Annotated in this window: 16 protein-coding genes; 11 read left to right on the top strand and 5 right to left on the bottom strand. The window is 68.4% G+C overall.

Annotated features, from left to right (window positions below; translation table 11 throughout):
* The first annotated feature begins 24 nt into the window (after nt 1-24).
* Genes murI through rdgB form a run of 4 tightly spaced genes read left to right on the top strand, consistent with a single transcriptional unit; the run spans nt 25 to nt 3309 of the window.
* Complete coding sequence (gene murI, locus ACR65J_RS12635; protein WP_440169344.1) at nt 25-1056, top strand: glutamate racemase; 1032 nt, start codon at nt 25-27, stop codon at nt 1054-1056.
* On the top strand, nt 1053-1850 hold the full coding sequence (locus tag ACR65J_RS12630) for an MBL fold metallo-hydrolase (RefSeq protein ID WP_440169341.1): 798 nt from the start codon (nt 1053-1055) through the stop codon (nt 1848-1850). Before murI ends, ACR65J_RS12630 begins: the two co-directional genes overlap by 4 nt.
* Nucleotides 1851-1906: 56 nt before the next feature.
* Complete coding sequence (rph, locus tag ACR65J_RS12625) at nt 1907-2665, top strand: ribonuclease PH (protein WP_440169339.1); 759 nt, start codon at nt 1907-1909, stop codon at nt 2663-2665.
* Entirely contained in the window at nt 2662-3309 is a 648-nt protein-coding gene (gene rdgB / locus ACR65J_RS12620) for an RdgB/HAM1 family non-canonical purine NTP pyrophosphatase (protein ID WP_440169337.1), read from the top strand. Before rph ends, rdgB begins: the two co-directional genes overlap by 4 nt.
* Before the next feature lie 75 nt (nt 3310-3384).
* Here rdgB and ACR65J_RS12615 read toward each other — a convergent pair whose 3' ends face one another.
* Nucleotides 3385-4179, bottom strand: a complete 795-nt coding sequence (locus ACR65J_RS12615) for a DedA family protein (protein ID WP_440169602.1) — start codon at nt 4177-4179, stop codon at nt 3385-3387.
* An 82-nt stretch (nt 4180-4261) separates the two neighbouring features.
* Between ACR65J_RS12615 and ACR65J_RS12610 the strand changes: the two genes are divergently transcribed.
* Nucleotides 4262-5326 carry a 3'-5' exonuclease gene (locus ACR65J_RS12610; protein ID WP_440169335.1) on the top strand — a complete coding sequence of 355 codons (1065 nt, stop codon included), beginning with the start codon at nt 4262-4264 and terminating at the stop codon, nt 5324-5326.
* Nucleotides 5327-5405: 79 nt separating this feature from the next.
* Entirely contained in the window at nt 5406-5885 is a 480-nt protein-coding gene (locus ACR65J_RS12605; RefSeq protein ID WP_440169333.1) for a DUF4395 domain-containing protein, read from the top strand.
* On the opposite strand, the gene ACR65J_RS12600 is transcribed toward ACR65J_RS12605, so the two are convergent.
* Nucleotides 5866-6951, bottom strand: coding sequence for an ADP-ribosylglycohydrolase family protein (locus ACR65J_RS12600; RefSeq protein WP_440169331.1), 1086 nt, complete (start codon nt 6949-6951; stop codon nt 5866-5868). The genes ACR65J_RS12605 and ACR65J_RS12600 overlap by 20 nt on opposite strands.
* Before the next feature lie 241 nt (nt 6952-7192).
* On the opposite strand from ACR65J_RS12600, the gene ACR65J_RS12595 reads away from it, so the two are divergent.
* The 4 genes from ACR65J_RS12595 to ACR65J_RS12580 all read left to right on the top strand — a co-directional run bounded on the left by ACR65J_RS12595 (nt 7193) and on the right by ACR65J_RS12580 (nt 13904).
* Nucleotides 7193-8122: an MIP/aquaporin family protein gene (locus tag ACR65J_RS12595; RefSeq protein WP_440169329.1), complete on the top strand. Its 930-nt coding sequence runs from the start codon at nt 7193-7195 to the stop codon at nt 8120-8122.
* Nucleotides 8123-8179: 57 nt separating this feature from the next.
* Nucleotides 8180-9358 carry an exonuclease SbcCD subunit D gene (locus ACR65J_RS12590; RefSeq protein ID WP_440169326.1) on the top strand — a complete coding sequence of 393 codons (1179 nt, stop codon included), beginning with the start codon at nt 8180-8182 and terminating at the stop codon, nt 9356-9358.
* Nucleotides 9355-12441: an AAA family ATPase gene (locus ACR65J_RS12585; RefSeq protein ID WP_440169323.1), complete on the top strand. Its 3087-nt coding sequence runs from the start codon at nt 9355-9357 to the stop codon at nt 12439-12441. Before ACR65J_RS12590 ends, ACR65J_RS12585 begins: the two co-directional genes overlap by 4 nt.
* Nucleotides 12442-12533: 92 nt before the next feature.
* A complete protein-coding gene (locus ACR65J_RS12580; RefSeq protein ID WP_440169320.1) occupies nt 12534-13904 on the top strand; it encodes an MFS transporter in 1371 nt (456 codons plus the stop codon).
* A gap of 58 nt (nt 13905-13962) precedes the next feature.
* On the opposite strand, the gene ACR65J_RS12575 is transcribed toward ACR65J_RS12580, so the two are convergent.
* Nucleotides 13963-14697 (bottom strand): IclR family transcriptional regulator, encoded by a 735-nt coding sequence (locus ACR65J_RS12575; protein WP_440169317.1) that lies wholly within the window; start codon nt 14695-14697, stop codon nt 13963-13965.
* Between the two features lie 251 nt (nt 14698-14948).
* Here ACR65J_RS12575 and ACR65J_RS12570 point away from each other — a divergent pair, with 251 nt between their 5' ends.
* Nucleotides 14949-16283, top strand: coding sequence for an MFS transporter (locus tag ACR65J_RS12570; RefSeq protein WP_440169315.1), 1335 nt, complete (start codon nt 14949-14951; stop codon nt 16281-16283).
* 98 nt (nt 16284-16381) lie between these two features.
* Here ACR65J_RS12570 and ACR65J_RS12565 read toward each other — a convergent pair whose 3' ends face one another.
* On the bottom strand, nt 16382-17209 hold the full coding sequence (locus ACR65J_RS12565; RefSeq protein WP_440169312.1) for an alpha/beta fold hydrolase: 828 nt from the start codon (nt 17207-17209) through the stop codon (nt 16382-16384).
* Nucleotides 17210-17288: 79 nt separating this feature from the next.
* Nucleotides 17289-18620: an amino acid permease gene (locus ACR65J_RS12560; protein WP_440169599.1), complete on the bottom strand. Its 1332-nt coding sequence runs from the start codon at nt 18618-18620 to the stop codon at nt 17289-17291.
* Nucleotides 18621-18822 lie beyond the last annotated feature (202 nt).

The raw sequence follows: 18822 nt of genomic DNA, 5'->3' as shown, positions 1-18822 counted from the left end.
GGGACCACCTATCCTCGAATAATCATGACAACAGCCCCGAGCATGGAACCACCGGCGGAAACACAGCCGGCGGCCGCCGAAAGCGACCTTCCGGCCGCCGCCCCTGAATCCCGCCCCATCGGCGTCTTCGATTCCGGAGTCGGCGGGCTTACCGTGGCCCGCTCCATCATTGACCAGCTTCCCAACGAGTCAATCCTTTACGTGGGGGATACCGCCCACGGGCCGTACGGACCGCTCCCCATCGCCGAGGTGCGCGCCAACGCCCTGGGCGTGATGGACGAACTGGTGGACTCCGGAGTCAAGCTGCTCACCATCGCCTGCAACTCGGCGTCGGCCGCTGTCCTTCGTGACGCCCGCGAACGCTACACCGCCAAGTACGGCATCCCGGTCATCGAGGTGATCCAGCCCGCGGTCCGCCGCGCCGTCGCGGCCACGCGCAGTGGAAAGGTGGGCGTGATCGGCACCTCCGCCACGGTGGGGTCCCGCGCCTACGAGGACACCTTCGCCGCAGCACCCGACCTGGACATCACCTCCGTGGCTTGCCCGGAATTCGTCAACTATGTGGAGGCCGGCATCACCACCGGCGCGGCCCTTCTCGCGGTCGCAGAGGAATACCTGGCGCCGCTGCAGGCCGCCGGCGTGGACACCGTGGTCCTGGGCTGCACCCACTACCCGCTGCTGACCGGCGTCATTTCCTACGTCATGGGCGCCGACGTCACCCTGGTCTCAAGCGCGGAAGAAACCGCCAAGGACGTCTACCGTGCCCTGGCCACCCACAACCTGCAGCGCACCTCGGAGGCCCCGCCCGAGCACCACTTCGTGGCCACGGGTGACGCCGGGCAGTTCGAAGCGCTCGCCCGCCGGTTCCTGGGCCCGGAAGTACTGTCGGTCCGGCACGTGGACCATGTGGCCGCGCAGTACCCCACGGGCAGCCTGGCACGGATCACCCCTGAGATGATTGCCGCCGCGCAAAGCGCGCGCAACCGGCCCAGGACCTCCAACTTCGTGGGCGGCGGATTCACCGGTGCGCGCCGCGGCGGAGGGTCCGCCCTGTGAAGCTGACCATTGTGGGATGCACGGGCTCATTCCCCGGGCCCGGGTCCCCGGCGTCGTGCTACCTCCTGACCGCCACGGACGGCGAGCGGACCTGGAAAGTGGTGATGGACCTCGGCAGCGGAGCGCTCGGAGCCATCCAGCGCTACACCGACCTGGAGGACATCGATGCGATCTTCCTCACCCACCTGCACCCGGACCACTGCATGGACCTGTGCGGGCTGCACGTTGCCATCCGCTGGAAGCCGGGAGGCTGGGGCCGCGGCCGGATTCCCGTGTGGGGGCCCGCCGCCACGGCAGACCGGATGGCCACCGCCTACGGACTGCCCCTGGATCCCGGCATGCATGAAGAGTTCGACTTCACCAACTGGACCGAACGCGAACCCGTGACCGTGGGGCCGTTCACCATCACCCCGTTCGCCGTGAACCACCCCATCGAGGAGGCCTACGCCCTCCGCGTGGAAGTGGTGGAACCCGGCAAGGACGGAAGTCCGCTGTCCCGGGTCCTGACCTATTCGGGCGACACCGATTCCTGCGCCGGACTTGAGGAAGCAGCCAAGGACGCCGACCTGTTCCTGTGCGAGGCAGCCTTCGAAGAAGGCCGCGACGACGGCATCAACGATGTTCACCTGACGGGCAAGCGGGCCGGGGAGGCAGCCGCGGCAGCCGGCGCGCGGCGGCTCCTGCTGACCCACATCCCGGTGTGGACATCCCAGACCACCGTGATGGCCGAAGCCCGTCCCGTGTTTCCCGGCGATGTGGCGGTTGCCGTGGCGGGCGTGCACTACACCATCTAGCTGCGCCCGATCCCACTGCGCCTGCCTGCCCCACCGGCACTCGATAAGCTAAAGGCATGACATCTGAAGCAACAGCAGTGCCCATTGTGCGCGCCGACGGCCGTGCCCCCGACCAGCTCCGGCCCATCAGCATCACCCGCGGATGGTCCAACCAGGCTGAGGGATCTGCGCTGATCGAGTTCGGCAACACCAGGGTCCTGTGCACGGCATCCCTGACCGCCGGTGTCCCGCGCTGGCTCAAGGGCGAAGGCCGCGGCTGGGTCACGGCCGAGTACGCCATGCTGCCCCGTGCCACCAACACGCGTTCGGACCGCGAATCCGTCAAGGGGAAGATCGGTGGCCGCACGCACGAAATATCGCGCCTGATCGGGCGTTCGCTGCGGTCCATCATCGACACCAAGGCCCTCGGCGAGAACACCATCGTGCTGGACTGCGACGTCCTCCAGGCCGACGGCGGCACACGGACCGCAGCGATCACCGGCGCCTATGTGGCCCTGGCTGACGCCATCCGGTTCGCCCGCGACACCAAACTCATCGCCAGGAACGCCCAGCCACTCATCGACACCATCGCGGCCGTGTCCGTCGGAATCATCGACGGCGTCCCCATGCTTGACCTGCCCTACGTGGAGGACGTCCGGGCGGAGACCGACATGAACGTGGTGGTCACCGGCTCGGGCAAGTTTGTGGAGGTGCAGGGCACCGCAGAGGGTGCCCCGTTCGACCGGGATGAGCTGAACCAGCTCCTGGACCTGGCGCTGCTGGGCACCGCTGAGCTGGCCGCCATCCAGCGCGAGACCCTGGCCGACACCCTGTGAGCGGTGCGGCTCCCCGGCTGGTGCTCGCCACGCACAACAAAGGAAAACTTCGCGAACTCCGTGAACTGCTGCGCGGACAGGTGCCGGGGCTCGACGTCGACACCCAGGTGGTGGACGCAGCGGCGGCGGGTGCGCTGGACGTCGTCGAAACCGGCGTGACGTTCGCCGAGAACTCCCTGCTGAAAGCGCGCGCGGTGGCCGGCGCCACCGGGCTGGTGGCGATCGCCGACGACTCGGGGCTGGCCGTGGACGTCATGGGCGGGGCTCCGGGGATCTTCTCCGCCCGCTGGGCGGGACGGCACGGTGACGATGCCGCCAACCTGGAGCTGCTGCTGAACCAGCTGTCCGATGTTCCTGACGAACACCGCGGTGCTGCCTTTGTTTGTGCTGCCGCGCTGGCCATGCCCGCGGAAGCCGAGGGCCCCGGGCGCGAGGTGGTGGAGTATGGACAGCTGGAGGGGGTCCTGCTCCGTGAACCACGCGGCGCCGGCGGCTTTGGCTATGATCCCGTGCTGCAGCCGGTGGGCGAGGACCGCAGCTGCGCCGAGCTGTCCGCCGAGGAGAAGAACGCCATCAGCCACCGGGGCAAGGCCTTCCGGGCACTGCTGCCCTCGATTGTGGCGGCGCTGGAGGCGGCCGGCTGAGAGAACACGCAAAGAAGGTGCGCACCCAGGCGGGGTGCGCACCTTTTCTGTCAATCAGGAGTGGGTGGAGGCCTGCTATTCCGGCCGTCCGCCACGGATGTTGCGGGGAGTCTTCTGCTCCTCTTCCGGCCCGTGCTCCTCGATGAACTCATCGACGGCGTCGGTACCATAGGCGGCCGCCTGGCGCCGCGCGGACATCCCGCGCAGGAGCTCGATGCCGATGGGAATCACCGAGACCAGCACGATGGCGATGAAGATGATGTCCAGGTTGTCGCGGACCCAGGGAACCTTGTCTCCCAGCAGGTAGCCGAGCAGCGTCACGCCGCCGCCCCACAGCGCCGCGCCGATGACGTTGTAGATGAAGAACTTCTTCCGGCTCATCTGCGCCACGCCGACGATCACCGGAACAAAGGTCCTGATGATCGGCACGAAACGGGCCAGGATCAGGGCCTTGCCGCCGTGCTTTTCAAAGAACGCGTGCGCATTCTCGACGTTCTCGCGCTTGAAGAGCCGCGAGTTGGGCTTGTTGAAGAGGGCAGGGCCGGCCTTGGACCCGATGAGGTAGCCGGTCTGGTTGCCGATGATGGCTGAGACAACGATCAGCAGGGCAAGGAGCCAGATGTTGAACTTGATGGTGTCCGTGGCCACCAGCAGGCCCGCGGTGAACAGCATGGAATCGCCCGGCAGGAAGAAACCCACCAGCAGGCCGGTTTCGGCGAAGACGATTCCGCACACCAGCAGGACCACCCAGGGGGCGAGTGCGGGATCGGCCAGGAAGACCTGGGGGTTCAGCCAATCGGGCAGGAAGGATGCCATTTTCGGCTGGACCGGTCCCGCACCGCCCAGCATGGACACAGCGAGGTCATTCATCACAGGAAAGTTCACCCCTCAAGGTTACTTGACGGGCCTGTGCTTCCCGGGCTGGGTGCTCCCCGGCGGTAAGGTAGGGGCCGTGGGTTTGAACTTTACGGCGATCGACTTCGAAACGGCCAACGGCTTCCGGGGCTCCCCGTGCTCTGTGGGGCTGACGAAGGTGAGGGGCGGAAAGATCGTTGCGGAGGCCTCCTGGCTGATGCGTCCGCCGGCGGGGTACGACTCCTTCGCCCACCACAATGTCAGGATCCACGGCATCACTCCCGCCGACGTGGCCGGCATGCCCCGTTTCGGCGAGCTGTTCCCTGAAATCGGCGCGTTCATCGGCGACGATGTGCTGGCCGCACACAACGCCGCCTTCGACCTGGGCGTGATCCGCTCGGCGCTGGAAGTATCGGGCCTGCCCGGGCCCGCCTACGACTACGTCTGCACCGTCATGCTGTCGCGGCGCTGCTACTCCCTGGTATCCAATTCCCTCCCGTTCGCAGCCGAGGAAGCGGGCGTGCCGCTGGTCAACCACCACGACGCTACAGAGGATGCACGTGCCTGTGCGGGCATCCTCATCGATATCGCCGCGCGCAACGGTGCCAACAGCATCGCCGAACTGTACTTGTCCCTGGGACTGGCCATGCCCCGGCAGCAGGCCTTCGATCCAGCCACCGGGGACCTCTCAAAGCCCAGCCTCACGGCCATGGCGGGTGCTTCCGGCAATGGGGCCGCCCTGGTCCGCCGGTTCCAGTCCGGCTGGCCCGAGGAAGGACTGAACCCGGAGCCCAACCTCGACGCCGAGCCCGGCCATCCGTTGTACGCCCAGACGGTGGTGTTCACCGGGCAGCTCTCCATCAACCGTCCGGAAGCCAAACTGCGGTCGGCCCGGTGCGGGGCGCGGACCGAGAGCCGGGTCACCGCCCGGACGACCGTCCTGGTGGTGGGGGACGGGTTCGTTGCCGCGGACCTGCGCTCGGGCCGGCTCACCGGCAAGGCGCGCCGGGTCCTGGAGCTCCACGAGCGGGGGCAGGCCATCGAAGTACTGTCCGAGGGTGAGTTCCTGCAGATGGTGGGCAGCGGGGACGCAGCGCCGGGGCCGCTCCACAGCGCCGGGGAAGCCTGGGCGGGCGCACGCGCACCCGCCGTCAGCGCCTGACCCATCCGCCGGGAAGGGGCGCAGTCACGCGGCGCAACAAAGCTTGGCCGCCCCGGCAGCTGCCTCCTACCCTTGCGTCATGGCCTCCCTGTTCGCTTTTCCCAACCCAGTCAACGAGTACGCCGCCCGCACCACGGCAGCGCTCGTGGTGCTGCTCGCCGTCGTCACCGCCGTGGCCAATTCCGGATGGGGGCTCGCGGCCATTGCCGTCGGGTTCTGGCTGCGGTTGCTGTTCGGCCCCAGGATTTCGCCCCTGGCACTGCTTTCGGTCAAGGTGATTACCCCGCGGCTGGGAATGGTGAAGCTGGTTCCGGGACCGCCCAAGCGCTTTGCGCAGGGGATCGGCGCGGCAGTATCCACCGCCGCCCTGCTCCTGTTGACCGCCGGTGCGGCGCCGGCAGCCTGGACGCTCCTGGGCGTCCTGGTGATAGCTGCGTCGCTGGAGGCCTTCGCCGGATTCTGCCTGGGATGCACGATCTTCGGGTTCCTGCAGCGCCGCGGAGTGATCCCGGAGGACGTCTGCGAGGCCTGCAACAACATCAGCCTTCGCCGGTCGTAACCTTCACCAACTGATCCGCCATGCCCCGGATGACCTCCGGCGCTTCCAGGGCCTCAAGCCATTCCGCCGGCAGGCATGCCTCGCCGTACAGCGCACCCAGGATGTTCCCCGCCAGGGATCCTGCCGTGTCGCTGCCGCCGCTGTGGTTCACCGCCACCGCGAGGGCCCTCCGGAAATGCACGGCGGGCTGCGCGTCGGCAGCCTCGGCGGGGAGCGTGGCGAGGACGGCATAAAGCGCGACGGCGAGTGCTTCCTCCGCCGTCCAGCCTCCGCCCAGCACCTGGAGCAGTTCCTCCGGGCCGACATCTGCTTTCTCCGCGAGCCGGAGGGCGGCTTCAAGGCGTTGCGGCAGCTCCGGGGCCACGTCCACCAGGGTGGCCGCATGCGCTGTCACGCCGTCAGCGGCGTCCCGCAGCTCCTCCCCGGACACCAGCCGGTGGATCAGGAGGCTGAAGATGCCCGCACTCTGCCGCGCGGCAGGATGTCCATGCGTCAGCGCGGCGGCGTCGGCACTCAACTTGTAGACGGCGTCGGGCGTGATGTGCGGCACCAGCCCGAACGGTGCCGAACGCATTACGGTGCCGGCGCCTCTGGCCTCGGGGTTCACCGGACGCATCGCGGTTCCCATTTCACCGGATGCCAGCCCGCTGATGCAGACCTTGTCTGGATGCCTGCGCTGCCTGAGCACCTCATTGCCGTCGATCCAGCGCGGCTGGGGCGCCGGTGCGGACGGCCCGGCATCCTCACCCTGGGTGGCCAGCCAGCGCAGGTAGGCCAGCCACAGGCACGCGTTCACGTCCGCTCCCACGCCGGAGTTTGCCCACTCCAGCGCCTCCACCAGTCCGTCCACCGTGTACAGGGTTAGTTGGGTGTCATCGGAGAAATGGCAGGGGCCTTGCAGGTCCTCGAACCCTGCCAGGCCCTGCGCCCCGAACCGCTCCCGGATGTCGGCGATGGAATCGGACACCACGGCATAGCCCAGGGCATCGCCCAGCGCCCCGCCCAGCAGGGAACCGCGGATGCGGGACGGAAGGGTAGGCGCGGGGATGCCGTGGTTAGAGCTCATGGAGTAAATTTACCGTCCGTAGCCCGGGGCCAGCGCTCCCGCCGTTGCCCGGCAGCACCCTGTCCCGGCACCCCGGCAGACAGCTGCCGTCCAGCAAACGCACAGCCTGGGCTGGAATACTGCTCGGGTTGTCCGGCGCCACCGGCGCCACCGGCGCCGCCGCAACACATTGCTGGACGGCCGCGGCGCCGCAGCAACCAGCAGCAGCCTGACTCCAGAACCCAAACGCAAAGGTCCCACCATGAGCACCCCTGTCCCAGCCCGCGACGCAGTGCAGCCCGGAGTCACGGCTGCCGCGCCCACCGGCCTGCTGCCCCGACTGGCGGCCGAGGCCTTCGGCAGCCTCTTCCTGGCGGTGGCCGGGCTGGGCGTGCCGCTGTTCAGCATTCCGCAGTCCAGCCCCGTCCCCTCCGCCCTGGCTGCCGGCCTGGCCATTACCGCGGCAATGCTGGCCTTCGGGCATATCTCCGGCGGCCACTTCAACCCGGCCATCACCCTGGGGCACCTCCTGGCCGGACGGATCCGGGCCGGCGCGGCCGCCGCGTACGCCGCCGCCCAGATCCTCGGGGCCCTGGTGGGCGCCCTGGCCCTGTTCGGAATCCTGCGCACCCTGCCCAGCATCCCGGACAGCCGCACCGCCTTCGACACCGTGGCCGCCGGCTTCGGTGAGCACTCCATCATCCAGGCTCCGCTCGCGGCCGTCGTCCTCCTGGAACTGCTGGGCGCCGCCATCATCGTGGCTGTCTTCCTGGGGGCCGCCGGCCGTGAAGGCGGAAGCCGCACGGTGGCGCCCGTCGCCGTCGGACTGTCCTTTGCTGCGCTGCTCCAAGTGGGCCAGTCGGTGGGAAACCTGCCATTCAACCCTGCCCGTGCGGTCGCGTCCGCCGTCTTCAGCTCCGGCTGGGCGATGGAGCAGCTGTGGGTCTTCCTGGTGGCGCCGCTGGCTGGAGCTGCCATTGCCGGGCTGGTGTTCCGTATCACGGCCTTGGCTGATTCCCCGGCTCCCCATGTGGACGAGCAGGCTGCCGATGAACCCGACGGCGCTGCCGAAGCCGAACCCGCCGCCGACAACGACGCCGACGTGAATGAGGGAGTCCCCGGTGAGGCTGGCCGCCAGGAGAGGCCCGGCGTGAGCGAGGCCCAGGAGTTCTTCGACGGAAAAAGGTCCTGAGCGCTGTTTGCCGCGGCGTTTTTCTGCACTGTCAGTGGCTGCCGATAGCTTAGGAATATGCGGTTACTTCACACCTCGGACTGGCACCTTGGCCGCTCCTTCCACGGCGTCGGCATGCTGGACGCCCAGCGGGCTTTCGTCGACCAGCTGGTGGCGGCGGTTGGGCGGGACAGCGTTGACGTTGTCCTGATCGCCGGCGACGTCTATGACCGGGCGCTTCCGGGCGTGGACGTGGTCCACCTGCTTGACGACGCACTGGTCCGGCTCACTGCCGCGGGCGCAAAAGTGGTCCTCACCAGCGGCAACCACGACTCCGCCATCCGCCTTGGGTTCGCATCCCGCCTGCTGGAACGCGGGGGAGTGCACCTGCGCACCAGGGTGGAGGACCTCGACCAGCCACTGCTGCTGCCGCTGGGAACGGATGCTGCGGGGAAGGACGCCGTCCTGGCGCTCTACGGCATCCCGTGGCTTGAGCCCAGGATGGTCGCCGAACAGCTGGGGGTGGACACGGCAAGCCATTTCGAGGTCACCCGTGCGGCAACCGGCCTGATCCGGGAGGACATCGCCCGGCGCGCTGCCTCCGCCACCATCCACTCGGTGGTCCTGGCCCATACCTTCGCCAGCGGAGGCATCAGTTCTGACAGCGAGCGGGACCTCAGCATCGGCGGCGTGGGAGCTGTTCCGCTGGACCTGTTTGACGGTTTCAGCTACACCGCCCTGGGCCACCTGCACGGTCGGCAGAAGCTGTCCGATTCGGTCAGGTACTCGGGGTCACCACTGGCCTATTCCTTTTCCGAGTCCACGCACCAGAAGGGTGCCTGGCTGGTGAATATCGGCCCGGAGGGCGTTGCGTCGGTGGCGGAAGTCCTCTGGGAGGCCCCGCGTTCCCTGGCCGTTCTCCGCGGACCGCTGGAGGAGCTGCTGGCGGATCCGGGGCATGCCTGGGCTGAAAACGCGTATTGCCAGATCACCCTGACGGATTCCCAGCGCCCTTCCCGTGCCATGGAACGGCTGCGCGCCAGGTTCCCGGACACGCTGGTCCTTGCCTTCGATCCCCAGGGCGCCGCAGCCGCCACGGAGGCCAGCTACAGCAGCAGGCTCGCAGGCGCGCCGGACGACCTCGCCGTCTGCTGCGGGTTCCTGGACCACGTGCGGGGAAGGAGCGCCGACCCCGCGGAAAGAACTGCGCTCGCGGCCGCCCTGGAAAACGTCAGGCTCCTGGAGGTCTCGCGGTGAGGATCCACCAACTGCGCATCTGCGCGTTCGGGCCCTTCGCCGGAACCGAAGACATCGACTTCGACCGCCTCAGCGCGCACGGCCTGTTCCTGCTGAACGGGCCCACCGGTGCCGGCAAGACCAGCGTCCTGGATGCCATCTGCTTTGCCCTCTACGGCTCCGTGCCGGGCGCACGGCAGGACGGTAAACGGCTGCGCAGCGACCACGCCGAGCCCGGGCAGGAACCCGCCGTTACCTGTGAATTTTCCGCACAGGGACGCCGCTTCGAAGTGACCCGCTCCCCGGCATGGGAAAAGCCCAGCGCCCGTGGAAAGAACGGCTTCACGGTCCAGCAGGCCAAGACACTGCTCCGCGAACGGGTGGACGGCGCCTGGGTGGAGAAGTCCGCCCGCAATGATGAAGCGGGTGCAGAGATCATGGCCCTGCTGGGCATGGACCGTGAACAGTTCACCCGGGTGGTGATGCTGCCGCAGGGAGATTTCGCTGCCTTCCTGCGTTCCAAGGCTGCTGACCGGCTGGACCTGCTGCAGAAGCTCTTCGGCACCCAGAGGTTTGAAGCCCTGGAACAGGAACTGTCCCGGCAGGCCGCCGCCGCACGGGAGGACGTGGCCGTCCTGTCCGCGCAACTCGGCCTCCTGGCCTCGCGTGCCGAGACCGAGGCAGCCCCGCTCCAGCTTTCTGAGGCGGGGGCGCCGCCGGCGGATGACATCCCACGCCGCCTTGACTGGCTGCAGGCTTCTGCCGGCGTGCGCCTGGCCGAACTCACGGAACAGGCCGCAGCTGCTGAAGCAGTCAACCAGGACCGCCGCGCAGAGGCTGAGCAGGAGGCTGCGCGCCATGAGCGGCACCGAAAACTCAAAGCGGCCGTGGCACGGCAACAGGCCGTCCAGGCAGGGACCGCGCAGCATGAAGAAACTGCCTCCCGGCTTGCGCGGCACCGCCAGGCCGAGGTTCTCCAAGGGCAACTGCAGGCGGTGGATGCCGCAGCCGCCAAGGTCCGCGGCGCCGCCGCGGCCGCCGAATCGGCCATGACGTTGCTCCGCCTGGCCGCCGGGGACGGCGGCGAACTGGCCCAGCTCAGCATTGAGATAACCGAGGATACCGTTTCCAGCCCGGGCGCGCCCGAGGATGCCCGGGGGAGCCTGCCAGGGGCTGCGGAGGAACTGGGCAGGCTGCGTTCGCTGCTGGCCGTCGTCGAGGCACGGCTCCCTGACGAAGGCAGGCTCCAGGACCTGCGGAAGCGGCACCAAGGGCTGGCCGGCAGGCTGGGGGAGCTGGAACTCTCCGTCGGGACGCTGGGCCAGCGCGCCGCGCGCCTGGTGGCAGAACGTGAACAGCTCGCGGACGGCATGGACCAGCTGGAGGGCCGTTCCGTGGAAGCCGCGCTGCGGCGCAAGGAAGCCGGAGCTGCGGCGGAGCTGCTGGACGTCGTCCGCCGCTACGGGACCGCCGTCGAGCACAGGGACCGGGCCAAGGGCCGCCATGAAGACTCGCGGGAGAACCTCCTGGAGGCGAAACGCCGCTGGCTGGACCTGCGGGAGGAACGTCTGGCCAACGCTGCCGCGGAACTGGCAGCGGGGCTGGTTCCCGGAAGCCCCTGCCCCGTCTGCGGAAGCGGACACCACCCCGGCCCGGCAGATGCGGGCACCGGAGGACCGGCCCTTGCCCAGGATGAGGAACGGGCCCATGGCCTTTACGAGGCTGCTGAGGCAGCCCATGCCCTGGTTGCCGCAGATCTTGCCGAGGCGCAGCAGGCCGTGGCCGTCCTCGCCGGCCAGGGCGGGACCACGCCGATGAAGGAGGCACGCTCCGGCGCGGCTGAGGCCCTTGCCGCGGCGGTGGACGCCGAGCAGGCCGCGAAGGAGCTGCAGGACAGGCGGCAGCGGCTGGACGCCCTGGACACAGGCCTCACCCAGGCCCGGGCCACGCTGGCCGAAACGGAGGCGGAGCTGTCCCAAACCACGGCGTCCCTCGCCGACCTGGCTGAACAGGTCGCGGCCCTGGACACAGCGCTGGCCGGCCTTCGGGGCGGCCACCGCAGCCTGGACCGCCGGCTGCGGGCACTTGAAGAGGCGGCTGCAGTACTGGATAAAGCCGTCGAAGCGCAGGCGCGCCTGGACGGTGCGCGGCTGCAGGCAGCCGAAGCCCGGGAGCATCTGGAAGGGGCCCTGCCGGCTGCCGGCTTCGCCAGTGCGGGCGAGGCCCGCAGCCAGCTCCTCGGCGCCGCTGAACTGGCAGCCCTTGAGTCCGCCATCCGTGCCGCCCAGGACGAAGCAGCCCGCGTTGCCGGGCTGTTTGAGTCAGAAGACATCGTGCTCGCACTGGACGAAGCGGCCGGCGGATACGTTGCAGACGAGGGACGGCTGGCGGGGCTGCGCCTCGTCGCGGCCGAAGCCCGGAATGCGGCGCGGGAGGCCGATCTCGCTGCCGGTCTGGCCGGCCGGTGCCTGGCATCGCTCAAGTCCATCGCCGCCGAATATGAAGCGCTGGCCTGCTCCTCGCGTGAGCCCGCAGAGCGGGCGCAGATGCTTTCGGGATTGGCCGACGCCGCAGCCGGGCGGGGCGAGAACACGTACCGGATGAGCCTGACGAGCTATGTCCTGGCCGCGCGGCTGGAACAGGTGGCCCTTGCTGCATCCGAACGCCTGGTGGCCATGAGCGACGGCCGGTACCTTCTCCAGCACACGGACGCCAAGGCCGCCCGCGGTGCAAAGTCGGGACTGGGACTGGAAGTAGTGGATCAGTGGACAGGATTCCGCCGGGACACCTCCACGCTTTCCGGAGGTGAGTCCTTCATGGCCTCGCTCTCCCTGGCCCTGGGACTTGCCGACGTGGTCCAGCAGGAATCCGGAGGGGTGGAAATCGAAACCCTGTTCGTTGATGAGGGCTTCGGCAGCCTGGACGACCAATCCCTGGAACAGGTCATGGATGCCCTCGAAGGACTTCGTGACGGCGGGAGGGTAGTGGGATTGGTCAGCCATGTTGCCGAGATGAAACAGCGGATCAGCACCCAGCTGCAGGTAGTCAAGAACCGCAACGGATCCACCCTGCGGATCTCCGAAAGCCTGGACGCCGTCGTCTGACTGTCCGCTGGCCAGGGCCGATATACTGACTGCGTTACCGGGTTGCGCGCATCGGGAGGAGGGACGGTGCGCACCTACTGAGCGAGCCCGAAGTGACACCACAAACAAGCCCTTCACCGACGAGCCCTTCAGCAGCCAGCCCTTCCCAAGCCGGCACCACCCCTGCCCGTGCCGTTCCATGCGGGGAAGGCCCTGACCCGGACACCACGGAAAGGGCAGGACGGGGACGCTTTTCGCGCCTTCCCCACCTGGCCGGCCCGGGTTTCATACCGCTGGGCCTCTTTGCGCGGCTTCCCCTGGCCATGCTGGCCATGGGCACGCTCACCCTCGTCACCTCGGCCAGCGGCTCCTTTGCCGCCGGCGGCACAGCAGCAGGCGCGGTGGGTATCGGCTCGGCCCTGGGAGCTCCGGTTCTGGGGTCCCTTGCGGACAGGCGGGGACAGCGGCCGCTCCTGTTGCTGGCGGCCGTGCTCAATACAGTGGCCGTGCTGGCCCTGGTCCTTGCCGCCAATGGCACCGCCGCGTCCGGCGATTTCCCGTCCGCTGTCCTGGCTGCAGCCTTCGCGGCCGGTGCCACCTGCCCCCAGGTAGGGCCCCTGGCCCGGGTCAGATGGATGTCCCTGACGGCCAAAGCCGGAGGCCCAACGGCACCGCCCGGCGGTTCTGCCCGTGACCTGGACACAGCCCTCTCCTACGAGAGCACGGCCGACGAGGTGACGTTTGTCCTTGGACCCGCCCTGGTGGGGATTCTGGCCAGCCTCGTGGCGCCCTGGCTTCCGCTGGTCCTGGCAGCGGCCATGACCATCACGCTGGTGCCGGCCTTCGCCGTTCACCCCACCCACCGGGCCGTACCGGCCACCCGGCGTCCGGCCGGCGGGAAGCGCAAGGGTTCTGCACGTGCCGTGAAGCTGCCATGGTCTGTAGCCCTGCCTGTCCTTGCGATGGCCTGCATGGGGACATTCTTTGGTTCCACCCAGGCTGCCCTCAGCGCCTTCTCTGCCGGGCTGGGCGGCGCGGAAATAGCGGGGCTGCTGTACGCCGTCATGGGTTTGAGTTCCGCCGCAGCAGCACTCTCGGTCGCCTACTGGCCGCGCCGCGCAGGCCTGGCGCTGCGCTGGGTTCTCTGCGCAATCCTGATGGCAGGGCTGGCGGTCCTGCTGCTGGTGCCCTCGTCGCTGCCCATGATGGCGGTGGTCCTGCTGGTCCTGGGACTCCCGGTGGGTCCGGTCATGGTCACCGTCTTCGCCGTGGGCGGGAACGTGGCACCTGCCGGCAGGCTTGGCACCGTGATGACCGCGCTTGCCAGCGGCATTGTCGCCGGCACGGCCATCGGGTCCTCGGTTGGCGGACAGCTGGCCCAGCTCCACGGGGCCGCAGCCGCGTTCCTCGTTCCGGTCTGCGCGGCGGCGGCGCTGGCTCTGCTCGGTGCCGGAACCGCCGTCGTCCTCCGCCGCCGGCCCTGACGCGGCACCTGCGTGCGGGCGGCCCCGGTCCTAGCCGCGGGTGGGACGGGCAGTGCTGTTACGCCAGCTGGCGCTCGATCCTGGCCGCACTTTCCGCGATGGCAGCGCCCACGGAATCCGGGTCATGGGCGGAACGGATATAGACGACGGCCAGTGCGGCCGGACGCCCACCGGGCACCCGGACGGGTGCTGCCAGCGAGGAAACTCCTGCGATCACCTCGTCATGGCTGGCCGAGTAGCCCTTCCGCCGTGCCTCCGCAGCCTCCGGGCGATAAGGCATGCCCGTCGCCAGCCTGTCCCACTCTTCCTCCGAGAGGGCGGACTGGATGGCAATCCCTGGCGCGCCCGCGTTGATGGGGTGCCGTGTGCCCGGGTGCTGGGCAACGGTAGCCCCCGAATGCCGCGGTTCCACCGTCACCAGCGTGATGCAGTCGTGATGGTCCCACACCGCCACGAACGCGGTCATGTCCAGTGAGTTGGCCAGCTGGGTCAGCTCCGGCAACGCAGCGCTCTGCAGGTTGCGCGATACACCGCGGGCCAGGACCGCCAGCCCCGGGCCCGGCTGGACCCGGCCGGCGTCGTCCCGAACCAGGAGTGAGTGGTCTTCCAGGGTGCGCAGGATCCGGTAGGCCACCGAACGGTGGACGCCCATGGCATCGGCAAGCTCCGCAATGGTCAGCGGCCCGGGGGCCGCCGCCAGGATTTCGAGGGCGCGGATGCCACGCGAAAGGGTTTGGGAAGGCGAAGCCTGGGTCGCCGCTCCCGCCGGGGCTGCGGCTGCTGGAGGAGTCATAATGTCCATCCTAGGCGGGCGGGCCTTCAGCGCCGTGACTCTTGTCTCAACCTCAGCCTCCCGGCAATGTCCTTTATGCGAACTTGTAGTTCCAATATGGAACTTGCGCACCCTACCGTTCGGCGCAAATTCCAACCATCCCGTGTTCCGCATCACACCTTTCGTAGTACCCTACTAACTAACTGACCGTTCTGTCGGTAATCCTGAAGGCGTACGGGCGGCGTTGCTGCCCAATAAACAATGGAGTTTCAATGACCACACCTTCCAAGGTGGATACACTCGCCGGTCCCAGCACCCGGCGGGAGGAGCGCAAGGTCCTCGCCGGCACCCTCGTCGGCACCACCATCGAGTGGTACGACTTCTTCATCTTTGCCCAGCTGACCGCAACGCTGCTGTCGCCGCTGTTCCTGGCACCGCTGAACGAGTCCAACCCGGGCCTGGCGCAGATCCTGTCCTTTGCCCTCATCGGCATCAGCTTCCTGTTCCGTCCCCTCGGCGCCGTTATCGCCGGGCACCTGGGTGACCGCCTGGGACGGAAGGCAATGCTGGTCTTCACCCTGGTGATGATGGGCGCGGCCACCGCCCTCATTGGCATGTTGCCCACCTACGCGCAGATCGGCGCCTGGGCCCCCGTGCTGCTGATCCTGCTGCGCGTTATCCAGGGCTTCTCCGCCGGCGGTGAATGGGGCGGTGCCGCCCTCATGGCCGTCGAGCACGCGCCCGTCAACCGGCGCGGCCTCTTCGGTGCCTACCCGCAGATCGGCGTGCCCGTGGGGATGATCCTGGCCACCGGCCTGCTGTTCTTCCTCAACACCAGCATGTCCAAGGAAGACTTCGCAGCCTGGGGATGGCGCGTGCCGTTCCTGCTCTCCATCGTCCTGATCGTGGTGGGCTACCTGATCCGCCGCGCCGTCGCAGAGAGCCCGGTCTTCCAAGAGATGGCCCTGCGGAAGAAGGAGAGCAAGGCACCCCTGGGTGAGCTGATCCGGAACCACAAGCTGCCCGTCCTGTACTCCACCCTGATCTTCATCGGCAACAACGCAGCAGGCTACCTGCTGATTGCGTTCTTCATCTCCTACGCCACCAAGACCCTGAAGATGCCCACCCCGCAGATCCTCCTGGCCACCACGCTGGCATCCTTCGGCTGGCTGATCTTCACCCTGGTGGGCGGATGGCTGTCCGACCGCATCGGCCGCGTCAAGACCTTCCTGATCGGGTACGCCATCGTCTTTGCCTGGATGATCCCCATGTTTGCCCTGATCGACACCAAGGACATCGTGCTCTACGGCGTCGCCCTGTTCGTCCTGACCATCGGCCTGGGCCTGTCCTACGGACCCATGTCCGCCATGTACGCGGAGATGTTCCCCGCCAGCGTGCGCTACTCCGGCATCTCCATCGGGTACGCCTTCGGCGCCATCCTGGGCGGCGCCTTCGCAGCAACCATCGCCGAAACCCTGCTGCAGTCCACCAAATGGACCGGTTCGATCGGCATCTACATCATGGCACTCTGCGTCATCTCAGCCGTGGGCGTGGTGCTCGCCAAGGAGACCAAGGGACGCCCGCTCGGCGTCAGCGGCCACCACTGATCCCCACCCACCGTCACCCAAAGCGGGAAGTAAGACAGCAACAGCCCGGACCCCAGGGTCCGGGCTGTTGCTGTCTGGCATCCGCCAGGCCTGGAACGTCAGACGCCCAGGAACGAAATGGCGGCCTGCTTGAAGGCCCTGCTGGTGATGGCGTTGGTGTGGTTCCGGCCCGGGAGGACCAGTTGCTCTGCCATGGAGCCGGCACCGCGGGCCAGTTCGGCGAGCTTGGGCAGGGTCTTGGCCCGCTCGTCCTTGTCGCCAACCACCAACAGCATGGGAACGTGGGGTACAGCTTCGGCGGGGTCGTACGGTTCTGCCTTGATGGCCTCCACCAGCGACAGCAGCGCGAAAATGTTGTTGCTCGGCAGCAGCAGGGCCATTTTGAGAAGCTGCGCGGTGGATTCGTCGCTGATCGGCGTGCCGTCCGCCAGGTAGTCCTGGGCGGCCCTGAGGTCGAATGCGGCCAGCGGGTCGGAGTCGTTGGGTCCGCCGAGCACCAGCCGGTGCACCAGCTCGGGCTGGGTTGCGGCGAACTCCCACGCGAGCCGGGAGCCCAGGGAATAGCCCACGACGTCCAGCCCGCTGGCAGGGTCTCCGTCGTGAAGGGGGCGCGCGCCGGCGTCGAACGCTGCCTGCAGCAGGTCCGCCCGGATCCTGCTGGGCGAGTAGGAATCCATATCCTCAGGCGCACCACTGCGGCCGTGGCCCGGCAGGTCCACCGTGATCACCCGTCGGCCGGCGTCAAGCAGGGCGGACACCCAGCCGGTGTCCTCCCAGTTGAGCTTGGAGGAGGAAGAAAAGCCGTGCAGCAGCAGGACCGGCCGGAGGCCCGCATCGGTGGCGGGCTCATGGACTGCCACGTACAGCTGCGGGTCGGTCCCTTCAACGGTGTGCCCGTGCTGCTGTCCGGTGTGCCTGCCGCTCATGGTGTGTTCCCCAATCAGGTACGGCGCCTGGGCGGGCCCGGCGCGTCGGTGCGTCTTCGTTGGAAAGGTACGCTCCACTCTACCTGTTGCCGGGCCGGGTCCTGCTGGCCAGGCGGGCCCCGGCGGCACACGCCAGCGCAATGCCGGCGATCAGGGCAAAGGTGCTGAAAAGCTGAATGCGGCTGCCCTCGGCACTGAAGCCGACGGCGAAGATGAGGCCCAGGAGGACAAGGCCCAGGACCGTGAGGCCGGGGAAGCCTTTCATCCGGAGGGGAAGCGGGGTCCCGTCCCGGTCCGCGCGCCGGCGCAGGATCAGCTGGGAGACCAGGGCGCTGCCCCACACCACCAGGCACGTGGATCCCACCAGCTGGAAGAGCGCCGGCAGGATCCGTTCCGGGAACAACAGCTCGAGGACAGTCGCGACGAAGCCGAAGGCCACCGATACTGCCACCGCGAGCAGGGGCACGCCGGCATTGTTCAGCCGGGTGAGGACCCGGGGCGCCTCGCTCCGCTGGGAGAGCGAATACACCATGCGCGATGCACCGTAGAGGTTCGCGTTCAGCGCCGAGAGGAGCGCGACGACGGCCACGAGGGTGATGGCGGTGGAGGCGCCGGGGATTCTGGCAGCGTCCAGCACGCCGGCGAAGGGCGAGGCAAGGCTCTTGGACGTGGCGGGAAGGACGGCGGCAATGACGAAGACGGAGCCGATGTAGAACACCAGGATGCGCCACACCACGGTCCGGATGGCCTTGCCGACGCTGCGTTCGGGATCCTCGGTTTCGGCTGCGGCCACGGAGACGATCTCCGTCCCGCCGAACGCGAAGATCACAACGAACAGCGCCCCGGCAACACCGCCCAGGCCCTGGGGCGCGAAGTTTCCCGTGAGGTTGTCCGCGCCGGGGGAGCCGACGCCGGGCAGCAGGCCCAGGAGCAGCGCGGCACCGACAACGAGGAACAGGACGATCACGGCCACCTTGAGGATGGCAAACCAGAACTCGAACTCACCGAAGTTCCGGACACCGGCCAGGTTGATGCCGGTAAAGACCACCATGAACAACAGCGCCAGCGCCCAGACCGGCACCACCGGCCAGACGGAGAACAGCAGCCCGGCCGCGCCCAGGGCCTCGGCCGCAATCACCACTACCAGCTGCAGCCACCACAGCCACCCGATGGTGGCCCCTGCCGTCCGGCCCAGTGCCCGCTCCGCGTACACGGAAAAGGCTCCACTGTTCGGGTTCGCTGCCGCCATCTCGCCAAGGGCCCACATCACCAGGATGATCAGGGTTCCGGCCACGAGGTAGGAGACCAGCACCGCCGGCCCCGCCGCCTGGACGCCGGCGCCGGACCCCAGGAACAATCCGGCCCCGATGGCGCTGCCCAGCCCCATCATGGTGAGCTGGCGCGGCTTCATGCTGTGGCTGGCAGGGGTCTTCGTGGGTGATGATGTGGCGGACGTGGTCCGGTCAGACTTCGTCGTCATGGGGAAATGCACCTTCTGGGGGCTTGGTGATGGGTCCGGCCTCCGGGGCCGGGGTCCTCGTGGGACGTCTTGAATTTACCGCTTCCCGAACCTGCCCGGAAACGGAGGGCCGGGAGGGGGCCCGGAAGCGGGG

This window comes from Arthrobacter sp. SAFR-044, assembly GCF_059414985.1.
Note: the sequence above shows the minus strand (reverse complement) of the source record. Positions and strands in the feature narration are given on the sequence as shown.

Excerpts from the sequence above, each read along its gene's own strand:
- ACR65J_RS12575 (WP_440169317.1), bottom strand. The coding sequence starts at position 14,697 with ATGACTCCTCCAGCAGCCGCAGCCCCGGCGGGAGCGGCGACCCAGGCT.
- ACR65J_RS12615 (WP_440169602.1), bottom strand. The coding sequence starts at position 4,179 with ATGAATGACCTCGCTGTGTCCATGCTGGGCGGTGCGGGACCGGTCCAG.
- ACR65J_RS12595 (WP_440169329.1), top strand. The coding sequence starts at position 7,193 with ATGAGCACCCCTGTCCCAGCCCGCGACGCAGTGCAGCCCGGAGTCACG.
- ACR65J_RS12570 (WP_440169315.1), top strand. The coding sequence starts at position 14,949 with ATGACCACACCTTCCAAGGTGGATACACTCGCCGGTCCCAGCACCCGG.
- ACR65J_RS12560 (WP_440169599.1), bottom strand. The coding sequence starts at position 18,620 with ATGAAGCCGCGCCAGCTCACCATGATGGGGCTGGGCAGCGCCATCGGG.
- ACR65J_RS12600 (WP_440169331.1), bottom strand. The coding sequence starts at position 6,951 with ATGAGCTCTAACCACGGCATCCCCGCGCCTACCCTTCCGTCCCGCATC.
- ACR65J_RS12565 (WP_440169312.1), bottom strand. The coding sequence starts at position 17,209 with ATGAGCGGCAGGCACACCGGACAGCAGCACGGGCACACCGTTGAAGGG.
- ACR65J_RS12605 (WP_440169333.1), top strand. The coding sequence starts at position 5,406 with ATGGCCTCCCTGTTCGCTTTTCCCAACCCAGTCAACGAGTACGCCGCC.
- murI (WP_440169344.1), top strand. The coding sequence starts at position 25 with ATGACAACAGCCCCGAGCATGGAACCACCGGCGGAAACACAGCCGGCG.
- rph (WP_440169339.1), top strand. The coding sequence starts at position 1,907 with ATGACATCTGAAGCAACAGCAGTGCCCATTGTGCGCGCCGACGGCCGT.
- ACR65J_RS12590 (WP_440169326.1), top strand. The coding sequence starts at position 8,180 with ATGCGGTTACTTCACACCTCGGACTGGCACCTTGGCCGCTCCTTCCAC.